Origin of the sequence: Micromonospora sp. KC606, from assembly GCF_004348675.1 — a bacterium.
Classification (GTDB): Bacteria; Actinomycetota; Actinomycetes; order Mycobacteriales; family Micromonosporaceae; genus Micromonospora.
The window spans coordinates 1-21,641 of sequence record NZ_SMKN01000095.1 but is presented as its reverse complement, the minus strand read 5'-3'; the positions used below and the strand labels follow the sequence as shown (position 1 = coordinate 21,641).

The window sequence follows — 21,641 nt, the reverse complement described above, 5'->3', positions numbered from 1 at the left end:
GCCCCCGCCCCCGCCACACACCGACGTACGGCAGCAGGCCGTCGAGCGTCGGATGCAGCTTCGGCCCGACCCGCAGATCGTGGCTCTCCTGGTACGGATACTCCTCGACCGGCGGCGCGTTCAGCCACGGCGGCTGCAACGGGTTCTCATCCGACGGCTTGGCGCTCATCGCGCTCACCAGTTCCCTCTCGATATGCGTACAGCCAGGTAGACCAGGCCACCGGCGAGCGCGCCGAGGCCCGCGACCAGCAGGCTGACGAACCCGATCTCGGTGACCATCATGGTCATCCTATGCTGGCTGTCATGGCCCGCACTCTCGTCGTCAAGGCCACCGCCGGCGCGGACGCGCCCGAGCGGTGCGCCCAGGCTTTCACGGTCGCCGCCACCGCCGCCGCCGCCGGCGTGGAGGTGTCGCTCTGGCTGACCGGTGAGTCGACCTGGTTCGCCCTGCCGGGCCGGGCGGAGCAGTTCGAGCTACCGCACTCCGCGCCACTGGCGGAGCTGCTGCACGTCATCCTCACCACCGGTCGGGTGACCGCCTGCACCCAGTGCGCCGCCCGGCGGGACATCGGCCCCGGCGACGTGCTGCCCGGGGTACGCATCGCCGGCGCGGCGGTCTTCGTCGAGGAGACGATGGCCGAGGGAGCCCAGGCGCTGGTCTACTGACCGCGTGCCCGGTAGTCGACCGCGTGCAGCACGCAGGCCCGGTACGCGAGATCCGCGAGGTGGGTGCCGGTCAGGGGCAGGGAGCGGAGGCGGCCAGGCGAAGCTCGTCGCCCGTCGCGTCGGCCAGGACGACCAGCGGGCCGCGCCGGTAGGCGTACACCTCGGGGGCGTCCAGCAGCGCGGCGGGGTCGGCGGCCGAGAGGGCGGCCAGTGGCCGGAGGCCGGCCAGGTCGACCGGCGCGGGACCGGCGGTGACCAGGGTGGTGGTCGCCCGGCCACCGCCTGGGCAGGCTGCGCCCAACGACCCCCCGGGCGTCGGGGCGGACCGCCCCAGGGCTTGGGCGGCCTCCGCCACGGCGGCCAGCGGCGGACCGCCCACCGGCGACGACGGCGCACGGTACGGCTGGGTCACCGGGCGACAGCCGGTGTCCGCCTCGAACTCGATGCGGCCCGCGCCGCTCACCCGCCCCTCGACCGCGACGAACTCCCCGGCGTCGGCACGCAGCCGGGGGCCCGCCGAGCCGGCCCGTACCCCGGCACGCCAGCTCGCCGGCAGCCGGTCCGCGACCCGTTCCAGCAGCGCCCGCTCGCCGCCCTCGGCCACGAACACCGTCACGCCACCGATCAGCGCCGCCCCGTCGGCCATCGGGGTCACCCGGCAGCCGGGTTCGTAGCGGGTCGCAGCCAGCGCCCACGCGCCGTCGCCGATCGCGGCGACCAGCTCACCGACGGCCCGCTCCACGACCGGCGCGGCCTCACCGATGGCGCGCTGCTCGCGCACGGTCGGCGGGTCCGTCCGCACCGACCACCAGGTGAGCGCGCCCAGCAGCACCGCCCAGAGCGCGGTGACGACCAGCAGCCAACGCGGCCACCCCCACCGGGGAGTCGGCTCGGGAGGACCACTCGGCGGGGCCCACCCCGCCTGGACAACACCGCTCACCCGGCCATCGTGTCACGGGCCCGCCGCCGGCCCGGGACACGCCCCGGCACCGCAACGCGCAACGGCTACACCCCCGGCACGGCCAGCCGGTAGCCGACGCCGCGCACGGTCTGCACCTGCGGCCCCTCGGGCAGGGCGCGCAACTTGTGGCGCAGCCGCTTGACGGCGGAGTGCAGGATCGCCGCGTCGCCCAGCCAGGCGCCACCCCAGACCGAGGCGAAGACCCGTTCGTAGCTCCACACGCCGCCCGGCGTGCCGGCCAGCCGGGCGAGCAGCTTCCGCTCCAGCCGGGTCAGCGACAGTGCCTGCCCCCGCCAGGTGACCAGGTGCCCGACCGGGTCGACGACGAGGTCGCCGCAGCGCACCGGCGGGGTCGGCGGATGCTCCACCGCCGGGGCGGCGGGCTCCGGTGACGGGAAGAGCATCTCGCGCAGCTCGGCAAGGTCCGCGCAGACCACCACCGGCCCGAGGTCGTCGAGCCGGCGTACCACCCGCTCCCGCACCGATACGTCGGCGCTGACACAGACCACGAACCCCATGCCGACACCGGTCACGACGCTCCTCCCCTGCCACCCGCTCCGCCGACCGAGCGCGAGGAGCCCGTCACGCCGCGGCCAGCATAGTGACGACAGCGTAGCGCCTGGTTACTGACCAGATACTGACCGACGCCATTCATTGATCGCGGTAGTTCCGCAACCGAGCATCGTTCACAGCGGATGTGGGGGCGACCATCCGCCACCACCGACCGCCGCCCCACCCGCTGCGCGTGCCGCGACCACGGCACACGCGGTACGGCCCGAACCGATCGGGACCGATGACGTGGGGAGGGAACCGTGTTCGAACGACCGACCGAACGGCCCGTCCGGTGGAGAGCCGTAGCCGTGTTCGCGGCGGCGTTGCTGGGCCTCACCGCCCAACCGGCCGCGCCCGCCGTGGCCGCGCCGGCCGCGCACCGCGCCACCGTGGACCGCCCGGTCCTCGACGCGCTGGCCACCGGCGGCGCCGCGACCTTCCTGGTCTACCTCAGGGAGCGGGCCCCGCTCGCCGAGGCGGCCCGGGTTCGCGGCGCCGACAACCGCGCCCGGGAGGTGCACCGGCTGCTCACCACCACCGCCGAACGGTCGCAGCGCGACCTGCGGTCGACGCTGGACGCGCGGAAGGCGCCGCACACCGCGTACTGGATCGCCAACGCGCTGCGGGTGACCGGGGACCGGGCGTTGCTGGACGCCATCGCCGCCCGGCCGGATGTGGCCCGGATCGCGCCGACCCGCAGCTACCCGCTGATCCGCCCGGCCGAGCGGGCCGCCGCTCGGGCCGGCACCCGGGCGGCGGAGTGGGGCCTGACCAGCATCAACGCGCCGCGAGCCTGGGACGAGTTCGGAGTCCGGGGCGAGGGCCTGGTGGTCGCGAACATCGACAGCGGCGTGCAGTTCGACCACCCCGCCCTGGTCCGGAAGTACCGGGGCAACTCCGGCAGCGGCTCCTTCGACCACCACCACAACTGGTACGACCCGGCCGGTGTCTGCCCGACCGCCGCGCCCTGCGACAACAACAGCCACGGCACCCACACCATGGGCACGATGGTCGGCGACGACGGGGCCGGCAACCAGATCGGCGTGGCCCCCGGCGCGCGGTGGATCGCCGCGAAGGGCTGCGAGAACGACGGCTGCTCGGACGCCTCGCTGCTCGCCGCCGGCCAGTGGGTCCTCGCCCCGACCGACCTCGACGGGCGGAACCCGCGCCCCGACCTGCGCCCGGACATCGTCAACAACTCGTGGGGCGGCAGCGGCGGCGACCCGTGGTACCAGCAGACCGTCGCCGCCTGGCGAGCCGCCGGCATCTTCCCGACCTTCTCCGCCGGCAACAGCGGCCCGGCCTGCGGCAGCGCCGGCTCCCCGGGCGACAACCCCAACGCGTACGCGGTCGGATCGTACGAGGCGAACGGCGCAATCTCCAGGTTCTCCGGCCGGGGCGCCGCCACCACCCCGGACGGGGTGAAGCCGAACATCGCCGCACCAGGCGGCAACGTCCGCTCCAGCGTGCCCGGCAGCGGGTACGCAGCGTTCAGCGGAACGTCGATGGCGGCACCACACGTGGCCGGCACCGTCGCGCTGGTCTGGTCCGCCGCACCCGCGCTGCGCGGTGACGTCACGGCCACCGAGGCGCTGCTCGACGACACCGCGACCGACGTCGACGCGACCGACTGCGGCGGCACCGCCGACGACAACAACGTCTTCGGCGAGGGCCGGCTCGACGCGTACGCGGCGGTCCGGCAGGCTCCGCGCGGCACGGCCGCCCGGATCTCCGGCACGGTCACCGCGGCGGCCGACGGCACGCCGGTGGCCGGCGCCACGATCGGCAACGGTGAGCGCGCCGCCACCACCGGCCCGGACGGCCGGTACACGCTGACCGTCCCGGCCGGCGAGGTCACCCTCACCGTGGCCGCGTACGGGTTCACCGGTCAGTCGGTGACCCTGACGGCCCCCGAGGGCGGCGCGGTGACCCGAGATTTCGTGTTGACCACCACGCCCACGGCAACCGTCTCCGGGCGGGTCACCGACGGCTCCGGGCACGGCTGGCCGTTGTACGCGCGGATCGACGTCACCGGCCGCCCCGGCGGCCCGATCTTCACCGACCCGGTGACCGGCCGGTACGCGTTCACCGTGCCGACCAACGCCAGCTACCGGCTCGCCGTCACCGTTCGGTACCCCGGCTACCGCACGGTGACCCGGGACGTCAGCGCCACCGCCGAAGCGGTGACGGCGGACATCGCCGTCCCGGTCGAGGCCGCCTGCACGGCCGCCGGTTACACCGGCAGTCTCAGCGCGCCGATGCTGACCCAGAGTTTCGACGGCCGGGCCACTCCCGACGGCTGGTCGGTGCGCAACCGCACCGACAAGGGCGGCTGGACGTTCGACGACCCGGGCGCGCGGGGCAACCTGACCGGCGGCAGCGGCGGCTTCGCGATCATCGACAGCGACAAGCTGGGCGCTGGCAACACCCAGGACACCGACCTGGTCACCCCGGCGGTCGACCTGTCCCGCTCGGCCGCGCCGCTGCTGCGCTTCCGCAGCGACTGGCGGGCGGTCGGGGTGAGCGACACCGCCGACGTGGACGTCTCCACCGACGCCGGCGCGAGCTGGACCAACGTCTGGCACCAGACGGCCAGCCGGCGCGGACCGCGGGTCGAGGAGGTGCCGCTCACCACGGCAGCCGGGGCGCCGGCCGCGCTGGTCCGCTTCCGGTTCAAGGGCACCTTCGCCTGGTGGTGGCAGGTCGATGACGTCGAACTGATCAACCGGGACTGCCTCCCGACGCCCGGCGGGTTGGTGGTCGGCGCCACCACCGACCGGAACACCGGCACGGCGGTCAACGGGGTGACCGTGACCAGCGTCGACCGGCCGGCTGACCGGGGTATCTCGGCGGCCACCCCGGACGACCCGAGCCTGCCGGACGGGTTCTACCACCTCTTCTCCGGCCTGACCGGCGAGCACCCGTTCGCCGCCTCGCGACCGCCGTACGCGACGACGACGAAGCCGGTGACCGTGGCGGCGGACGACGTCCGCCGGGCCGACCTCGCCCTGGCCGCCGGACGACTCACGGTCAGCACCAGCGACATCGAGGCCCACCAGCCGTACGGCAGCACCCGGACCGCCAGGGTGACGGTGCGCAACACCGGCACCGCCCCGGCCGAGGTGGAGCTGCTGGAGCGGGGTGGCCGGTTCGAGCTGCTCTCCTCCGCCGGCGCACCGCTGCGCGAGCAGACCGTCAAGGGGATCAGCAAGGCGCGCACCGGCATCGGGTACGGCGGCGGGGCGCCCGGCGCCGCCCCGCAGGCGGACGACGCCTGGACCCGGGTCGCCGACCTGCCCACGGCGATCTTCGACAACGCGGCGGCCAACCTGGACGGGAAGGTGTACTCCGTCGGCGGGGGCAGCGACACCGGCACCGATCGCCGGGCCTGGGTGTACGACCCGGCGGCCGGAGCCTGGTCGGCGCTGCCCGACCTGCCTCGCGCCCGGTCCAAGCCGGCCGCCGTGGCGGTGTCCGGCAAGCTCTACGTGATCGGCGGCTGGGGCACGGACGGCAGCCCCGACCCGACGGTCGACGTCTTCGACCCGCAGGCCGGCACCTGGAGCACCCTGGCCGGAGCGGTCAACCCGGCGCCCGCCGCCGCGGCCGGTGTTGCCGTGGTCGGTGACCGGGTGCACCTGGTGGGCGGCTGCCTCGACAGCGATTGCACGGACTCGCGGAACCTGGTGGTGTTCGACGTCGGCAGCGGCACGTTCCGCACCGGGGCCAGCTACCCGCACCCGGTCTCCTGGGCGTCCTGCGGTGGTATCGGCACGCAGGTGTACTGCGCCGGTGGGGTCGCCGCCACCACCTACACCGACGCCTGGCGGTACGACCCGGCCGCCGACGCGTGGCACCCGCTGCCGAACCTGCCGGTGGACCTGTGGGCGTCCCAGTACGCCTCGGCCGGGGGGATGCTGGTGCTGGCCGGCGGGGTGACCGCCAACTCGACCGCGGTGACCAACCGGACGATCGGCTACGACCCGGTCGCCGGGGCCTGGCGGAACCTGCCCAACGCCCAGTTCGGACGGTACCGGGGCGCTGCCGCCTGCGGGGCGTACAAGATCGGTGGTTCGCCCAGTTCGTTCGTCGGATCGGTGGAGAGCGAGCGGCTCGGCGGGCTGGAGGACTGCGTGACGGCCACGGACCTGCCCTGGCTGTCCACCACGCCGAACGGCTTCACGCTGGCGCCGGGCGCGTCCCGGACGGTCACCGTCACGCTGACCGCCTCGGCCGAGGCCGGCGTGCTCCAGCCTGGGGCGTACTCGGGTGAGTTGGGCGTCCGGGCGGACAGCCCGTACCCGCTGCCGACGGTCACGGTGACGATGAACGTGTCGCCGCCGCCCAGTTGGGGCAAGGTCCAGGGCACGGTCACCGGGCGCACCTGCGGCGGCGCGACGGTGGGCATCCCGGCCACGGTCCGGGTGAACCGGGTGGATGCCACCGCCGGAACGACGCTGACGGCCGACGGCCAGGGCCGTTACGCCTGGTGGTTGCCGAAGGGCCGGTACGAGGTGATTGTCGCCAAGGACGGCTGGGTGCCGGAGGTGCGACGCACCCGAATCGAGGCGGGCATCGTCGGCACGCTCGACTTCGACCTGGATCCGGCCTCCGCCTGCACCAGGGCGACCGGCATCTGACGATTGCGCCACCTGGTGGCCGTCGACCCGGGCGGGTCGACGGCCACCGTCGCGCGTACCGACGGCCGGTGGGTGATCATCCGTGCGGTGGCCGGGACACCCCCGGTCGACCGGCGCGCCACCCCGTGATCGCTGCTCACCGCACCGGTCGGCATCCCGGCCCGCCGCCGGGGGTGAGGCTGGTTGACCGAACGGTCAGATCCCGGACGCACCCCTTGGTAAAACGCTCAAGTAACACTTAGCGTTACCGCCGCGCCGCACGTGAGCGGCTTTCTTTTTCTGCCCTCACCTGCGAAATGGGGCTTCCGTGCGGGAAGCGCTGCTCATCTCTTCCATCACTCTCAGTACGGCCGCGCTGCTGCTGGTCATCGGCGCCTTCGGGTACGGCTTCCTCCGTCCGGAGGCGGTCACCCAGCGTGGCGAACAGCCGCACCTACCCCGGTACCAGCCGGTCGCCCCCGGTCAGGTCGCCATCCTGATCGCCTGCCGCAACGGTGCCACCACCATCGCCGGCGCGGTGGCCGCCGCGCGGGCCACCGGCGCACCGGTGTACGTCATCTCCGACGCCTCCACCGACGGCACCGCCCGGGAGGCCGCGATGGCCGGGGCGGCGGTGCTGGAGCTGACGCGCAACGTCGGCAAGCCGGCCGCGCTGCACGAGGGGTACGTCCGGTTCGGGCTGGGTGGGCTGTACCGGGCGGTCGTCATCCTCGACGACGACGTCCTGGTCGCCCCCGATTTCCTCGCCCGGGCACTCGACCACCTGTCCGAGCGGGTGGCGATCGTGGTCGGGCACAACGTCACCTGGTGGCCGCACGAGCGGCGGTGGAACCCCTGGCTGGCCAAGCGCGCCTACAGCTACTGGAACTACCAGGCCGTCGTCCGCCGGTTGCAGAGCCACTTCAACGTCATGAACTGCATCTCCGGCTCGAACTCGCTCTACCGCACGGAGTTGCTCGACGTGCTGCTGCCGCAGCAACCGCCGTACATCGTCGACGACACGTACTGGGTGCTGGAGACGCACCGCCGAGGGCTGGGCCGGGTGGTTTACGCGCCCCGGGCCGTCGCGCACCTGCAGGACCCGACGAACGGTCGGGACTGGTACCGGCAGAACCTGCGCTGGCTGTGGGGGACCTTCCAGGGCGTCATCGGGCACCGCGTCGGCCGCCGCAACACCCGGTTCGACCACGCGTACCTGCTGCTGATGCTGCACTGGCTGCTCTACGTGGCGGGCGCGCCGCTGACCCTCTGGCTGCTGGCGACCGCCGGCCCGGGGCTCGGCACCGGCCTGCTGTTCCTGCTCGCCGGCCACGCGTTCTGGGTGGGGATCGCCGCCTGGCGGCTGCGCCGCCCCCGCCTGCTGCTCTTCCTGCCGGTGATCGTCCTGGGCGACCAGCTGTACCGGGTGATCATGGTGCACGCCCTGGTCAAGGCCATCCGCCAACCTACGGTGGACCGCTGCGTGTGGGACTCGCCCGCACGGTTCGCGGTCCCCGCCGGATCGAACGCGTGAGGAGGTGAACATGTCCTCGAGCCAGGAACTTCCGCTGACCGGCGCCTCGACGGCCGCCGTCGGCGTGATCGGTGCGCTCGCTCTCGGCCTCGGCGCGCTGCTGGTGACCGTGGCGCAGTGGGGCGCGAAGGTGCGCCGCAACGGCAGCTGACGGCGACAGGTCCGGGGCACGGCGGCCGGACCCGCCGTGCCCCGCTCCGCTGCCGGCTCCCCGCCCCCGGCCCTTCTCCGTGGCCGACGCGGGCGTGACGGACAGCCACCACCCGACCGTACGCGACGACGCCCCGCTTGACGGTCACCCGCACAGTCACCGAGCCGCACCCGGAAACGGGTACGGCTCGGGCCGGCCACCCGGGGAGGGGCGACCGGCCCGAGCCGATCAGAGCGTGGTCAGGCAGCGACCGTGACGACGACCTCGTTGATGCCGCGCGCGGCGGTCACCGCGGTGTCACCGTTGCCGTGCCGGGACAGCGCCCGCAGCGTCCAGGCACCCGGGGCCGCGAAGAAGCGGAACTGGCCGGCCGGGGAGGTGACCACCTCCGCGGTGAACTCACCGGTCGAGTCGAGCAGCCGGACGTACGCGCCCGGCACGACCTCGCCCGTGTCGGAACGGACGACGCCGGTGATGACGGTCTCCTTCTCCAGATCCAGGCTTGCCGGCAGCGGGGCGGCCTGGTCGGGTGCGGCGCAACCGGCGGCGGTAGGAGCAGTCATGGTGATCAGGCCTCCCCGGGCTCGTCGCCGAGCGCGACCGGCACGCCGACCAGCGAACCGTACTCGGTCCAGGATCCGTCGTAGTTCTTCACGTCGCGGTGGCCGAGCAGCTCCTGGAGCACGAACCAGGTGTGCGAGGAACGCTCGCCGATCCGGCAGTACGCGATGGTCTCCCTGCTGTCGTCCAGCCCGGCTTCGGCGTAGATCCTGCGCAACTCGTCGTCGGACTTGAAGGTGCCGTCCTCGTTGGCCGCCTTGGACCACGGCACGCTGATAGCGGTGGGCACGTGGCCCGCGCGCTGCGCCTGCTCCTGCGGCAGGTGGGCAGGGGCGAGCAGCCGGCCGGCGTACTCGTCGGGGCTGCGCACGTCGACCAGGTTCTTGCTGCCGATGGCGGCCACCACGTCGTCGCGGAACGCACGGATCGAGGTGTCCGGCTCCTGGGCGACGTACTGGGTGCGCGGGCGTTCCACCTTGTCGGTCACCAGCGGGCGGGCGTCCAGCTCCCACTTCTTGCGACCGCCGTCGAGCAGCTTCACGTCGCGGTGTCCGTAGAGCTTGAAGTACCAGTACGCGTACGCGGCGAACCAGTTGTTGTTGCCGCCGTAGAGGATGACGGCGTCGTCGTTGGCGATGCCCCGCTCCGACAGGAGCGCCTCGAACTGGGCCTTGTTGACGAAGTCCCGGCGGATCGGGTCCTGCAGGTCGGTCTTCCAGTCGAGCTTGATCGCCCCGGCGATGTGGCCGGTGTCATAGGCCGACGTGTCCTCGTCGACCTCGACGAAGACGACGCCCGGGGCGTCGATGTTCTTCTCGGCCCAGTCGGCCGAGACGAGTGCGGTGTCGCGACTCATCAGATCACTCCCTGGTGAAGGATGGATGGTGAGCCAGCGCGGGGACGGAAATCGGTGATTGTCGCACCACGCGCGGGACCCATAGCGGAACGGATCACGGGTTCGTGCGACGGCGCCGCTGCCGGGCGTACGGGTGGGAAACCGGAAAAGGGTACGCAGACCCTGAGTGCCGGTGGCCGCTAGGCGGCCGGAGACAGCCCCGCCGTCAGAAGACGGAGCGACACAGGCAGGTGGCCACGCGGCACAGGTCGACCGCGCGCCGTTTGGTGAGGAGCGTCCCCATGACCAGGGAGCCTACCAGCGGTCCCGCAGAGTGCCACCGGACCGACCAGCATCCGGGACGCCGTCCGGTCCGACCCGCCACCACCCGGATGCCGTGGCGGTTCAGCCGGCCTGGTTGATCGGGACGTCCCGGGCTTCGGCGGTCACCGCCAGGCCCTCCGGCCGCGGTTCCACCTTGCGGACGGTGAGCTGGAACGGCATCTCGGGCAGGGGCACGTCGACCGAGATGCCCCTGGCGTAGTTGTTGAGCAGCGTCCGGGCCAACGGCACCGCCGGCAGCCCTTCGGCGTTCAGGTCGTTGAACCGCAGCGCCACCCTGTTGCCCTCGGCGACGGTCACGTCGGCGGTACCGGTGACGGTGAGCTTCTGGCCCAGGATGTCCACCGGGGCGGTGACAACCAGCTTGCCATTCTGCTCGCCGAGCTTCAGCCCGGGTCGGTCCAGCAGCTTCGCCAGGCTGTCGTAGGCGACCGTGCCGGTGCCGTCCACGGTGTCGGCGACCACCTCGCCCTGACCCGAGCGGAGGGTGTCCAGCGAGGCACGCACCCCGCGGGCGTCCACGTCGAGCCGGGGCAGGTTCACCGCGTTGCCCTCGACCGCGCCCTGCACGTCGGTGAGGGCGATGGAGATCCGCTCGTACCGGCCGCCCAGCACCTGGGTCAGGAACGGAAAGCCGCCGATGTCGACCTGCGGCGGAGCCGACCGCGCCTGCTGTTTGACGAGCTCCCGCTCCACCTGGTCGGCGATGGCTCGCTCGGCCACCCCGGCCGCGACCCGGTCGGCCACCGCCAGCAGCCCGCCCAGGAGCAGCAGCAGGACGACCAGCGTGACGACCACCTTGCGGCCGCGCCGCCGGGGACGCCTCTGGTACCCGGGGTACGCCTCAGCCACGCCGCCTCCTCCTCGTCGTCGTCGCGCAGGCGCGACGCCGGTGTCCTCGACGTCGCCGCGCGGCGCCCCGTTGGTACCCGACCGCGTCGACGCTCAACCGTCGGGTCACAGGAACAGTACGCACATGGCGTACGCGGCCGGCGCGGCCAGCGCGAAGCCGCCGAGCGGGCCCTGCATGTGCCGGGCGATCCACATCGTCGGCGGCTCGCCGGCCATCAGCCGGCCCGCCTCGGCGTATCCGACGGCGAGGTCTGCCAGGACGGCGGCGACCGCCGCGACCAGCCCGATGATCGCCGCCCGGGTGGGCGTGAACGGGGTGACCAGGTAACTGCCGAGGAGGGCGCTGGCCATGGTGCCGATCATCGCGCCGACGACCACACCGGCCGCGCCGCGCGGCACCTGGGGGGCGAGCCGTGGCCAGGGCAGCACCGCGTCGGTGAGCCGGGCCACCGTGAGCGCGACGCCGCTGGCGGTGAGGCAGACGGTGATCGCCTGGGTGCCGGCCGGGATGCGGCTGAGGGTGATCAGCGTGGCGAACGCGACCACCCCGACCACGATCAGCAGGGTGGTGCCGAGCGAGTCGGTGACCCGTACCCGGTCGACCCGCCGGAAGAGTTGACCGAGCACGCCGAGGAGGAAGCCGCCGGCCGCGACGTAACCCAGCGGGGCCAGGCCGGCGATGTCGGACTGCACCGCGGCGGCGTCCGCCGCCGCGGCGACGGCGGCGCTGATGAGCGCGACCAGCAGCAGCGCGGGTGGGCGCATGGCCATCGTCCAGGCGAGGATGAAGAGCAGCTGCACGCCGAGGACGATGACCGCGAACGGCAGCCGGTGCCCCGGCCCGGCGGTCTGCGCGCCGAGCACCAGGCCGACGCCGAGCAGCGCGGCGAAGCCCGCGATGGTCAGGGAGAGCGGTTTGCGCACCTCGACCGGCTCGACCGGCTCCTCTTCCTCCTCCGGAGCCTCGTCGGCCGGGCGGCGGGGCGCGCCACCCTTGCGGAAGCGCCGTGGCCCCCGCTCCCGTCGGCCACCGCCCTCGTCCTCGGCCGGACCGGTGCGCGGAGCGGGCGGGCGGCCGGGCGGGGAGCCGGCCGGTCCGGGAGGCGCGTCGTCAACCCACCGGTCACGGCCGGCGTCGGGCGAGGTCGAGGGAAACACGCCCCGATCGTGCCAGACCCGGGCGCTCCGGCGGAGGTCACGGTTTCGGCAAGGTTAAAACCTTCGGCGCGATCATGGGCAGATCGGGCAATGAGGAAAGCTCGACCGGAGCCGTGCCTGGGCGATCGGTTACGCTCAACGCGTAATCCGCCCGTCAGAGACGCCGGGACCACACAAGTTCGCAGCGCACCGCCCGTCGGGGGTCCGCTGGTCGCGCGGCTTCGTCGCCGCCGGACGGAGGTGATCGTGTGGAGATCCTGTTGCTGGTGACCGCGCGCGCAGGTGAACCATCGGCAGTGTTGCCGGCGCTGGACCTGCTCCCGCACTCGGTCCGCACCGCTCCCCGCGACGTCCGCACCCTGGTCGCCGGGCCGAGCCCGGACGCGGTGCTGGTCGACGCCCGCTCCGAGCTGAGCGAGGCCCGGGCCACCTGCCGGATGCTGCACGCCACCGGCCTCGGGGTGCCGCTGGTGGCCGTGGTCACCGAGGCCGGCCTGATCGCGCTGAACGCAGACTGGGGCGTGGACGACGTGATCCTGGCCTCGGCCGGCCCGGCCGAGGTCGAGGCCCGGCTGCGGCTCGCCGTCGGCCGGCTGAGCAACGCGACCGCCGGCGCCGGCGGCTCCATCCGGGCCGGCGAGCTGACCATCGACCCGGACACGTACGCGGCGAAACTGAAGGGCCGTCCGCTCGACCTGACCTACAAGGAGTTCGAGCTGCTGAAGTTCCTCGCCCAGCACCCTGGCCGCGTCTTCACCCGGGACCAGCTGCTTCGCGAGGTCTGGGGGTACGACTACTTCGGCGGCACCCGGACGGTGGACGTGCACGTCCGGCGGTTGCGGGCGAAGCTCGGCTCCGAGTACGAGTCGATGATCGGCACGGTCCGTCAGGTGGGCTACAAGTTCGTCGTCCCGCCGTCGCGTTCGCTGCCCGAGTCGGAGCACGCCCCGCTGCCGGTCTGACGGGTTACGGGCCCACCCTTAGCACTTCTTATCCCCATACGCCCCTTTTGCACCGCTTGCCGGCTCTATCCTGATGCCGAATTGTGATGCGAGGGGGCCACGGTGCGTGTACTGATCACGGGGGCGACGCGGCGGCCGTCGCGCGGTAACGGGCCGGCGGCGACCCGATGACGCAGTCCAGCCGGCGCGCCGCCGGCGTCGTCGTGCTGGTGCTCGCCGCGCTGCTCGGCTCGGCGTACGCGCTCGGCCGTAGCCTGCTGCCGGACGGGGCACCGCCCGGCACGGAGGTCACGGGCCGGGCCACCGGCACCCGGTACGCCGAACAGCCCGCCGAGTCCGGCGCCGCCGGCGACCGCCCGGCCGGCGGCGACCCGCAGGCCGACCCGAACGGTGGCGGCCACCATGCCGCCGAGGGCGTCGGCGGCGGCCCGTTCGGCAGCCGGGTGAGCACCGGCTCGGCCCAGGTGGCACTCACCTTCGACGACGGACCGAACCCGTACTACACCCCGCAGGTGCTCGACGTGCTGCGGGAGTTCGGTGTCCGGGCGACCTTCTGCGTCGTCGGCGAGAACGCGCAGAACCATCCGCACCTGATCCGGGCGATCGTGGCCGACGGGCACACCCTGTGCAACCACTCCTGGCAGCACGACGTACAGCTCGGCCGGCGCTCCCGGGACGTCATCCGCGCCGACCTGCTGCGCACGAGCGGGGCGATCCGGGCGGCCGCGCCCGACGCCCACATCGCCTGGTACCGCCAGCCCGGCGGCGCCTGGACGAAGCCGGTGGTCTCGGTGGCCGAGGAACTCGGGATGACGCCGCTGCACTGGAGCGTCGACACGGCGGACTGGCAGACGCCCGGCGCCCTGCGGATCGCCACGACGGTCGTCCGGGACGCGATGCCCGGCTCCATCGTGCTGCTGCACGACGCCGGCGGCGATCGGCAGGGCACCGTCGACGCGCTGCGCCACATGTTGCCGGAACTGACCAGCCGGTTCCAGCTGGACGCGCTCCCACACGACGGCAGGCCCTGACCGGAGGCCGCGTGGCGGACTACGGTGACGAGGTGAGCATCGCGGATCCGACGACCGACCGGGTCGCCCCACTCGACCGCCTCGACCCGGCCGAGGTGACCGAAATCCTGGCGCTGGCCCGGCCTGCGGGCGACGCCGACGGCGCGGACCCGTTCGACGAGCACACCCTGCTGCGGCTGCGCGACCACCGGGCCGCCGCCGTGCACCTCACCGCCCGCGCCGCCGACGGCACCCTGACCGGGTACGCCCACCTGGACACCACGGATCCGGCGACCGGGATCGGGGTGGAGCTGGTGGTGCACCCGGCGCACCGGCGCCGGGGCACCGGCCGGGCGCTGGCCCGGGGTGTCCTGGCGGCGGCGACGGGGCCGCTGCGCGCGTGGGCGCACGGCGACCACCCGGCGGCTGCCGCGCTCGCCGTCGACCTGGGGTTCCAGCGGGCCCGGGTGCTCTGGCAGCTGCGCCGGCCGCTGGCCGCCGACCTGCCCGAGGCGCCACGTCCCGCCGGGGTCGCGCTGCGTCCCTTCCGCCCTGGCGAGGACGACGCGGCATGGCTGGCGTTGAACGCGCGGGCCTTCGCCGACCATCCGGAGCAGGGCCGCTGGAGCGAGGCCGACCTGCGGGTGCGCCTGGCCGAGCCGTGGTTCGATCCGGCTGGCTTCCTGCTGGCCGTGGAGGAGTCCACCGGCCGGCTGCTCGGCTTCCACTGGACGAAGGTGCACGAACGCCCGGGGTCGGCCCGGATCGGCGAGGTGTACGTGCTGGGGGTGGACCCGTCCGCCCACGGCGGCGGCCTCGGCAAGGCGCTGACGGCGGCCGGCCTGCGTCACCTGCGGGACGAGCGAGGGCTGGACCGGGTGATGCTCTACGTCGACGAGTCGAACGCCGCAGCGGTGGCGCTGTACGAGCGGCTCGGTTTCGCCCGCTGGTGCGGGCACGTGAACTACGCCCTGGGCTGACGAATCCGATCACGCGACCATCACGACGCGGACTCGGCACGATAACGGCCGTCCGGGTAAGTCGGACATGTCAGCATAGGCGGCTGGCAGTTCACCCAAAAGACAACCCACCCTCAGACAGTGGCCAATCCGAGGATCAGGCTTGTTCATTTTCCGTTTACTTGTGACCGGCGAACCGTCCACCTGCCTTGCCTAACTTTCGTGTCAGCCGGTCAGCGTGCCGGCCCCGGGCCCCACTCCGGGTGACCTGATCAAAGACGTGAAGGGAAACCCCTCAGGTGAACCTCCAGCGGCACGGCGCCATCGCCTGCCTCGCTCTTACCGCGATGCTCGGTCTCAGCGCTTGCGGCTCGGACAACAACGAGTCGCCCGGCGCCACGGCGTCGGGCTCTGCCAACGCGGCGGACTGCGCCACGGGCACGCTGAACGCGCAGGGCTCCTCCGCACAGAAGAACGCCATGGCCGAGTGGATCAAGGCCTACCAGCAGAAGTGCTCGGGCAGCACGATCAACTACGAGCCGTCCGGCTCGGGCGCCGGCATCGAGGCGTTCATCGCCGGCACCGCCGACTTCGCGGGCTCCGACTCCGCACTGAAGGAAGACCAGCAGCCCAAGGCGGACGCGCGCTGCACCGGCGGGCAGGCGGTCAACCTGCCGATGGTCATCGGCCCGGTTGCCGTGGCCTACAACCTCAACGGCGTGCAGGGGCTCCAGCTGAAGCCGGCGACCCTTGCCAAGATCTTCGCTGGCAAGATCACCAAGTGGGACGACGCGGCCATCAAGGCCGACAACTCGGGCGCCACGCTGCCGGCCACCACCATCCAGACCGTCCACCGGTCGGACTCGTCCGGCACCACCGACAACTTCACCGACTTCCTCGCCAAGACCGCCGAGGCCGACTGGACCTTCGGTAAGGCCAAGGAGTGGAAGGCCCCGGGCGGCACCGGCGCCAAGGGATCGGACGGCGTGGCCAGCCGGGTCAAGGGTGCCGACGGCACCATCGGCTACATGGAGTGGTCGTTCGCCGAAAACGCCGGCCTGGGCATCGCCAAGGTCGGCAACGGCGCGGGCGAGTTCGCCGAGCTGACCGCCGAGAACGCCGGCAAGACCATCGCCGGGGCGACCGTCGAGGGCCAGGGCGACGACCTCAAGATGAAGATCGACTACAACACCAAGGAGGCCGGGGCCTACCCGATCGTCCTGGTGACCTACGAGATCGTCTGCAACAAGGGCATCGCCGCCGACAAGCTGCCCCTGATCAAGGGCTTCCTCGGCCACGCGGCCAGCACCGAGGGCCAGGCCGAGCTGACCGAGCTGGGCTACGCCCCGCTGCCGGACGCGGTCCGCACCAAGGTCGAGGCCGTGGTCAAGAACCTCTCCTGACCGACATCTGATCACCACCAACCGAAGCGAGCGAGCAGATGGGTGACACCCCTCACCGCTCGGCCGACGCCGGCACCGGCGGGACCCGCGTGACCGAAGGTCACCCGTGGCCCGCCGGTGCCTCGGCGCATGTGGCCGAGTCACCAGTCAGCACCGGTACCCCGGGCGGCCCCGGCCTGGGCGGCGGCGGCGCGCTGCCCACGGCCCGCCGGTTCGGCGCCGAGCGCGCCTTCCGCGGCCTCACTTTCGCCGCCGGATCCTTCGTCCTGGTCGTCATCGCGGCGATCGCGGTCTTCCTGATCGCCAAGGCGGTGCCGGCGCTACGCGCCAACACGGTGAACTTCTGGACCTACGAGGGCTGGTCACCCAACGATCCGGAGCCGAAGTTCGGCATCGGGGCGCTCGCCTTCGGCACCGTGCTCAGCTCCGCCCTGGCGCTGCTGATGGCGGTGCCGGTGGCGCTGGGCATCGCGCTCTACCTGTCCCACTACGCGCCGCGCCGGCTGGGCACCAGCCTCGGGTTCCTGATCGACCTGCTCGCCGCCGTGCCCAGTGTGGTCTTCGGGCTCTGGGGTCGGGACTACTTCTCCGGCCCGGTCGGCAACCTGTCGATCTGGCTCAACGAGTACTTCGGCTGGATCCCCCTCTTCGGCGGCGACGGCCCCTACGGGGCCTCGATCCTGCTCGGCGCGCTGGTCCTGGCGATCATGGTGCTGCCGATCATCACCTCGCTGTCCCGCGAGGTCTTCCTCCAGACGCCGACGGCCAACGAGGAGGCGGCGCTCGCGCTCGGCGCGACCCGCTGGGAGATGATCCGCACCGCGGTGCTGCCGTACGGCCGGCCCGGCATCATCGCCGCGGTGATGCTCGGCCTGGGCCGGGCGCTCGGCGAGACCATCGCCCTGGCGATGACCCTCGGCATCACCTTCAACATCTCGTTCAACCTGATCGAGAACGGTGGTAACACCATCGCCGCCAACATCGCCAACACGTTCGGCGAGGCCAACGAGACGGGTCGGGGCGCGCTGATCGCCTCCGGCCTGGTCCTGTTCGCCATCACGCTGATCGTCAACATCACGGCCCGGGCGATCATCTACCGCCGCCGCGAGTTCACGGAGTCGGCCGCATGACCACCACCCTCACCTCGCACCGTTCCCGCCCGCCGGCCCAACCGCCGACGCTGCGGGCCCGGCGACTGCCGAAGTGGCTGCCGCCGGCCATCGCGCTGGGCGCGCTGCTGGTCGCCGCCGCGATCGTGTACGGCGCCGGCATCGGCGGACCCGTGCTCGTCGTGGTCGTCGGCGCGCTGCTCTACCTGGCCGGGCTCTTCGCCGCCGCGCACGCGGTCGAGGGTCGCCGGTCGGCGCGCAACCGCACCTGGAGCGCGTTGATCCACTCCGCGTTCGTGCTGGCCGTCCTGCCGCTGGCCTCGGTGGTCTGGACCCTGTTCAGCAAGGGCCTCGGACGGTTCGACGCCAACTTCTTCCTCACCTCGATGAACAACATCGGGGCCCGCGACCCCGAAGGTGGCGCCTACCACGCCATCATCGGCACCCTGATCCAGGTCGGGATCGCCGCGCTGATCACCATCCCGATCGGCATCCTCTGCGCGATCTACATCGTGGAGTACGGCCGCGGCCGGTTCGCCTTCGCCATCCGGTTCTTCGTGGACGTCATGACCGGCATCCCGTCCATCGTCTCCGGTCTGTTCGTCCTCGCGTTCTGGGTGCTGGTCGTCTCGCCGTACTTCAGCTCCACCGGGCGACCCGGCTTCTCCGGCTTCGCCGCCGCGCTGGCGCTCAGCGTGCTGATGCTCCCCACCGTGGTCCGCTCCACCGAGGAGATGCTGCGCCTCGTCCCGGCGCCGCTGCGTGAGGGCGCGTACGCCCTCGGCGTGCCGAAGTGGAAGACCATCCTGCGGGTCGTGCTGCCGACGGCGCTGCCCGGGATCGTCACCGGCGTCATGCTCTCCATCGCCCGGGCCGCCGGCGAGACCGCCCCGGTGCTACTCGTCGCCGGCGGCGGCGCGGCGATCAACTTCAACCCCTTCGAGAACAACCAGTCGTCGCTGGCCCTCTTCGTCTACCAGCAGGCCGGTGACGCGTCGCGGTACGCGCCGGCACGGGCGTGGACCGCGGCACTGACCCTGGTCGCCCTCGTACTCGTCCTGACCATCGCGGCGAAGTTGCTGGCCCGTCGTAACCGGCTCGGCCGATGAACCCCGGAGGTACCACCACCATGGCCAAGCGCATCGACGCCACGAACGTCACCGCCTACTACGGTGCCTTCAAGGCGATCGAGAACATCAACATCACCGTCGAACCGAAGACGGTCACCGCCCTGATCGGCCCGTCCGGCTGCGGCAAGTCGACCTTCCTCCGCTCGATCAACCGGATGCACGAGGTGTTGCCGGCTGCCCGGGTCGAGGGCAGCCTCACCATCGACGGCCAGGACATCTACGACCGCGACGTCGACGTGACCGCCGTCCGCCGCATGATCGGCATGGTCTTCCAGCGCCCCAACCCGTTCCCCACCATGAGCATCTACGAGAACGTGGTGGCCGGTCTGCGACTCAACGGGGTGAGGAAGAAGTCCCTCCTGGACGAGGCGGCCGAGAAGGCGCTCCGCTCGGCCAACCTCTGGGACGAGGTGAAGGACCGCCTCGGCAAGCCTGGCGCCGGTCTCTCCGGCGGCCAGCAGCAGCGGCTCTGCATCGCCCGGACCATCGCGGTCGAGCCGCAGGTGGTGCTGATGGACGAGCCCTGCTCGGCGCTGGACCCGATCTCCACGCTGGCCATCGAGGACCTGATGTTCCAGCTCAAGGACAAGTTCACCATCATCATCGTCACCCACAACATGCAGCAGGCCGCCCGGGTGTCGGACCGGACCGCCTTCTTCTCCATCGAGAAGACCGGCGACCCGGGCCGCCTCATCGAGTACGACAACACCCAGAGGATCTTCAGCAACCCGAGCCAGAAGAAGACCGAGGACTACATCACCGGCCGCTTCGGCTGACGCCCCACCTGGCTGACGCGCTTGGGCAGCCGCTCCGGGGCGCCCGCGGTTTGCGGCATGTCGCGGCTTTCCGGCCTCCGGACGCCGCCACATGCCGTAAACCATGGCCCGCCCTCCGGTCGGCCGCGATCTGCGCCGCCCAAGGCGGCGGAGCGGGCGGGTCAACGGGTCAACGGACCTTGGCAAAGAACTGGCGGAGGTCCGCCACCAGCAGGTCGGGGGCGTCCTGGGTGGCGAAGTGGCTGCCCCGGTCGTAGGTGTGCCAGGAGACGATGGTGGCGTGGTCGCGCCCAGCCAGGGTGCGGACCGACTGGAAGTCCCAGGCGAAGTTCGCCAGCCCGAGCGGCACGGTGGTCGGTGCGAGACGTTCCGTGCCGCGCCCACCCACCTTCTGTGTGGGATGCACCGCCGCCGCGTCCTCGTAGTAGAACCGCGCGGCCGACGCGGCCGTGTTGGTCAGCCAGTAGATCATCACGTTGGTCAGCACGAAGTCCGGGTCGAGGAACTCGCCGAGGAGTTGGGCGCTCCAGCCGAGCTGTCCCACCGGCGAGTCGGCCAGCGCGTGCGCGACGTTCTGCGGCTCGGTGGACTGGAGCTTGTCGTACCCGCCGCGGTTGTGCACGAACCACTCGCCGAAAGCGAGGCTGCCCCGCTCCTGCTCGGTCAGTCGGTCGAGCTCGCCCGGGTCACCGGAGGGAAACGAGAAGACCTGGGTGACGTGCACTCCGATCACGTGCTCCGGGTCGACCCGGCCGACCTCCGGCGAGACGGACGAGCCGCCGTCGTTGCCGACCGCGCCGTAGCGGTCGTACCCGAGCCGGCGCATCAGCTCCGCCCAGGCCCGGGCCACCCGGAACCGGTTCCAGCCCCGCTCCCGGGTCGGCCCGGAGAAGCCGAACCCGGGCAGCGACGGGATCACCAGGTGGAAGGCGTCGGCCGGGTCACCGCCGTGCGCCCGCGGGTCGGTCAGCGGCCCGATCACGTTCAGCCACTCCACCGGGCTGGTCGGCCAGCCGTGGGTGAGGATCAGCGGCGTGGCTTCCGGCTCGGGCGAGCGGACGTGCAGGAAGTGGATGTTCTGGCCGTCGATCTCAGTGGTGAACTGCGGGTACGCGTTGAGCTTCGTCTCCCACGCCCGCCAGTCGTACGTGGTGCGCCACCGCTCCGCGAGCCGCTGGACGTAGCCGAGCGGTACGCCGTACTCCCAGCCGGGCGGGACGGGGCCGGCCGGGGTGGCGCCGAGGTCGGCGGGCAGTTCCTCGGTCCAGCGGGTCCGGGCCAGCCGGTCGGCCAGGTCGTCCAGGTCGGCCTGTGGGATGTCGATTCGGAACGGGACGATCGCGGTGTGCTCAGCCATGCCATGAGCCTAGAGATCAATTAGGAAGACTCCCTTCCTTATTTGCTGGCATCCTCGCAGGAATGTTGGAGACCTCCGCGCGACTGCTGCGCCTCCTGTCGCTGTTGCAGACCGCCCGCGACTGGACCGGCCCCGAGCTGGCCGAACGACTCAGGGTCAGCACCCGTACCGTCCGCAACGACATCGACCGGCTGCGGAACCTGGGCTACCCGGTGCACGGCACCCGGGGCGCGGTGGGCGGCTACCGGCTCGGTGCCGGCGCGGCCCTGCCCCCGCTGCTTCTCGACGACGAGGAGGCGGTCGCGGTCGCCGTCGGGCTGCGTACGGCCGCCGGCGGCAGCGTCGCGGGGATCGAGGAGACATCCCTGCGGGCCCTGGCCAAGCTGGAACAGGTGCTGCCGGCCCGGCTGCGCCGCCGAGTCGCCGCGCTCGGCGCGTACACCGTGCGGGTGCCGCACGACGAGCCCGGCCCGACTGTGGACGCGGACACGCTCAGCCTGCTCAGCGCCGCCTGCCGGGACCGGGAACGGCTGCGCTTCGACTACGCCCGGCACGACGGCACGACCGGCCGGCGGGACGTCGAGCCGTACCGGCTGATCACCTGGGGCCGGCGCTGGTATCTGGTCGCCTTCGACCCCGAACGGGACGACTGGCGAACCTTCCGGGTGGATCGGATCACCCCGCGCACCCCGACCGGCCCCCGC

The 21,641-nt window shown here is 72.6% G+C and carries 21 protein-coding genes and 1 pseudogene; 12 read left to right on the top strand and 10 right to left on the bottom strand.

Features of this window, described 5'->3' with window-relative positions; all coding sequences use genetic code 11:
• Window positions 1-169: pseudogene (locus tag E1193_RS18460) on the bottom strand (FABP family protein); the annotation flags it as partial.
• 5 nt (window positions 170-174) lie between these two features.
• The gene (gene mtfM / locus E1193_RS33830) at window positions 175-279 is read right to left on the bottom strand and encodes a small membrane protein MtfM (protein ID WP_266320062.1); all 105 of its coding nucleotides are present in this window, start codon (window positions 277-279) and stop codon (window positions 175-177) included.
• 12 nt (window positions 280-291) lie between these two features.
• On the opposite strand from mtfM, the gene E1193_RS18455 reads away from it, so the two are divergent.
• Window positions 292-666, top strand: a complete 375-nt coding sequence (locus tag E1193_RS18455; protein WP_132184438.1) for a DsrE family protein — start codon at window positions 292-294, stop codon at window positions 664-666.
• A 70-nt stretch (window positions 667-736) separates the two neighbouring features.
• Here the strand turns inward: E1193_RS18455 and E1193_RS18450 are convergent, their stop codons facing one another.
• Window positions 737-1,606 carry a hypothetical protein gene (locus E1193_RS18450; RefSeq protein WP_132184437.1) on the bottom strand — a complete coding sequence of 290 codons (870 nt, stop codon included), beginning with the start codon at window positions 1,604-1,606 and terminating at the stop codon, window positions 737-739.
• Window positions 1,607-1,671: 65 nt separating this feature from the next.
• A complete protein-coding gene (locus tag E1193_RS18445) occupies window positions 1,672-2,145 on the bottom strand; it encodes a winged helix-turn-helix domain-containing protein (protein ID WP_132184442.1) in 474 nt (157 codons plus the stop codon).
• A 294-nt stretch (window positions 2,146-2,439) separates the two neighbouring features.
• Between E1193_RS18445 and E1193_RS18440 the strand changes: the two genes are divergently transcribed.
• From E1193_RS18440 to E1193_RS18430, 3 genes are all read left to right on the top strand, one after another.
• Window positions 2,440-6,819 (top strand): S8 family serine peptidase, encoded by a 4,380-nt coding sequence (locus E1193_RS18440; protein WP_132184436.1) that lies wholly within the window; start codon window positions 2,440-2,442, stop codon window positions 6,817-6,819.
• Window positions 6,820-7,126: 307 nt separating this feature from the next.
• Window positions 7,127-8,332: a glycosyltransferase family 2 protein gene (locus tag E1193_RS18435; protein ID WP_243707761.1), complete on the top strand. Its 1,206-nt coding sequence runs from the start codon at window positions 7,127-7,129 to the stop codon at window positions 8,330-8,332.
• A 10-nt stretch (window positions 8,333-8,342) separates the two neighbouring features.
• Window positions 8,343-8,483, top strand: coding sequence for an LPXTG cell wall anchor domain-containing protein (locus E1193_RS18430; protein WP_132184435.1), 141 nt, complete (start codon window positions 8,343-8,345; stop codon window positions 8,481-8,483).
• Window positions 8,484-8,722: 239 nt separating this feature from the next.
• Here E1193_RS18430 and E1193_RS18425 read toward each other — a convergent pair whose 3' ends face one another.
• The 5 genes from E1193_RS18425 to E1193_RS18410 all read right to left on the bottom strand — a co-directional run bounded on the left by E1193_RS18425 (window position 8,723) and on the right by E1193_RS18410 (window position 12,231).
• Window positions 8,723-9,055 (bottom strand): DUF1416 domain-containing protein, encoded by a 333-nt coding sequence (locus E1193_RS18425; RefSeq protein WP_207922752.1) that lies wholly within the window; start codon window positions 9,053-9,055, stop codon window positions 8,723-8,725.
• A complete protein-coding gene (locus E1193_RS18420; RefSeq protein ID WP_132184433.1) occupies window positions 9,052-9,900 on the bottom strand; it encodes a sulfurtransferase in 849 nt (282 codons plus the stop codon). The genes E1193_RS18425 and E1193_RS18420 overlap by 4 nt, the downstream gene beginning before the upstream one ends.
• 205 nt (window positions 9,901-10,105) lie before the next feature.
• Complete coding sequence (locus tag E1193_RS33995) at window positions 10,106-10,183, bottom strand: Ms5788A family Cys-rich leader peptide (RefSeq protein WP_347813033.1); 78 nt, start codon at window positions 10,181-10,183, stop codon at window positions 10,106-10,108.
• A gap of 101 nt (window positions 10,184-10,284) precedes the next feature.
• Entirely contained in the window at window positions 10,285-11,073 is a 789-nt protein-coding gene (locus E1193_RS18415; RefSeq protein WP_132184432.1) for a DUF2993 domain-containing protein, read from the bottom strand.
• Window positions 11,074-11,178: 105 nt separating this feature from the next.
• Window positions 11,179-12,231 carry a hypothetical protein gene (locus tag E1193_RS18410; protein WP_132184431.1) on the bottom strand — a complete coding sequence of 351 codons (1,053 nt, stop codon included), beginning with the start codon at window positions 12,229-12,231 and terminating at the stop codon, window positions 11,179-11,181.
• A 248-nt stretch (window positions 12,232-12,479) separates the two neighbouring features.
• Here E1193_RS18410 and E1193_RS18405 point away from each other — a divergent pair, with 248 nt between their 5' ends.
• The 7 genes from E1193_RS18405 to pstB all read left to right on the top strand — a co-directional run bounded on the left by E1193_RS18405 (window position 12,480) and on the right by pstB (window position 19,580).
• A complete protein-coding gene (locus E1193_RS18405) occupies window positions 12,480-13,193 on the top strand; it encodes a response regulator transcription factor (protein WP_132184430.1) in 714 nt (237 codons plus the stop codon).
• A gap of 167 nt (window positions 13,194-13,360) precedes the next feature.
• Window positions 13,361-14,224: a polysaccharide deacetylase family protein gene (locus E1193_RS18400; RefSeq protein ID WP_132184429.1), complete on the top strand. Its 864-nt coding sequence runs from the start codon at window positions 13,361-13,363 to the stop codon at window positions 14,222-14,224.
• A gap of 32 nt (window positions 14,225-14,256) precedes the next feature.
• Window positions 14,257-15,183 carry a mycothiol synthase gene (gene mshD, locus E1193_RS18395; RefSeq protein WP_132184440.1) on the top strand — a complete coding sequence of 309 codons (927 nt, stop codon included), beginning with the start codon at window positions 14,257-14,259 and terminating at the stop codon, window positions 15,181-15,183.
• A gap of 278 nt (window positions 15,184-15,461) precedes the next feature.
• Complete coding sequence (gene pstS / locus E1193_RS18390; RefSeq protein ID WP_132184428.1) at window positions 15,462-16,565, top strand: phosphate ABC transporter substrate-binding protein PstS; 1,104 nt, start codon at window positions 15,462-15,464, stop codon at window positions 16,563-16,565.
• Between the two features lie 38 nt (window positions 16,566-16,603).
• A complete protein-coding gene (gene pstC / locus E1193_RS18385) occupies window positions 16,604-17,695 on the top strand; it encodes a phosphate ABC transporter permease subunit PstC (protein WP_132184427.1) in 1,092 nt (363 codons plus the stop codon).
• Complete coding sequence (pstA, locus tag E1193_RS18380; protein WP_132184426.1) at window positions 17,692-18,783, top strand: phosphate ABC transporter permease PstA; 1,092 nt, start codon at window positions 17,692-17,694, stop codon at window positions 18,781-18,783. Before pstC ends, pstA begins: the two co-directional genes overlap by 4 nt.
• Before the next feature lie 20 nt (window positions 18,784-18,803).
• Entirely contained in the window at window positions 18,804-19,580 is a 777-nt protein-coding gene (pstB, locus tag E1193_RS18375; protein WP_132184439.1) for a phosphate ABC transporter ATP-binding protein PstB, read from the top strand.
• 169 nt (window positions 19,581-19,749) lie between these two features.
• On the opposite strand, the gene E1193_RS18370 is transcribed toward pstB, so the two are convergent.
• Window positions 19,750-20,937 carry an epoxide hydrolase family protein gene (locus tag E1193_RS18370; protein WP_132184425.1) on the bottom strand — a complete coding sequence of 396 codons (1,188 nt, stop codon included), beginning with the start codon at window positions 20,935-20,937 and terminating at the stop codon, window positions 19,750-19,752.
• Between the two features lie 62 nt (window positions 20,938-20,999).
• Here E1193_RS18370 and E1193_RS18365 point away from each other — a divergent pair.
• Window positions 21,000-21,641: YafY family protein (locus tag E1193_RS18365; protein WP_165945771.1), on the top strand; the 642-nt coding region annotated here is incomplete at its 3' end.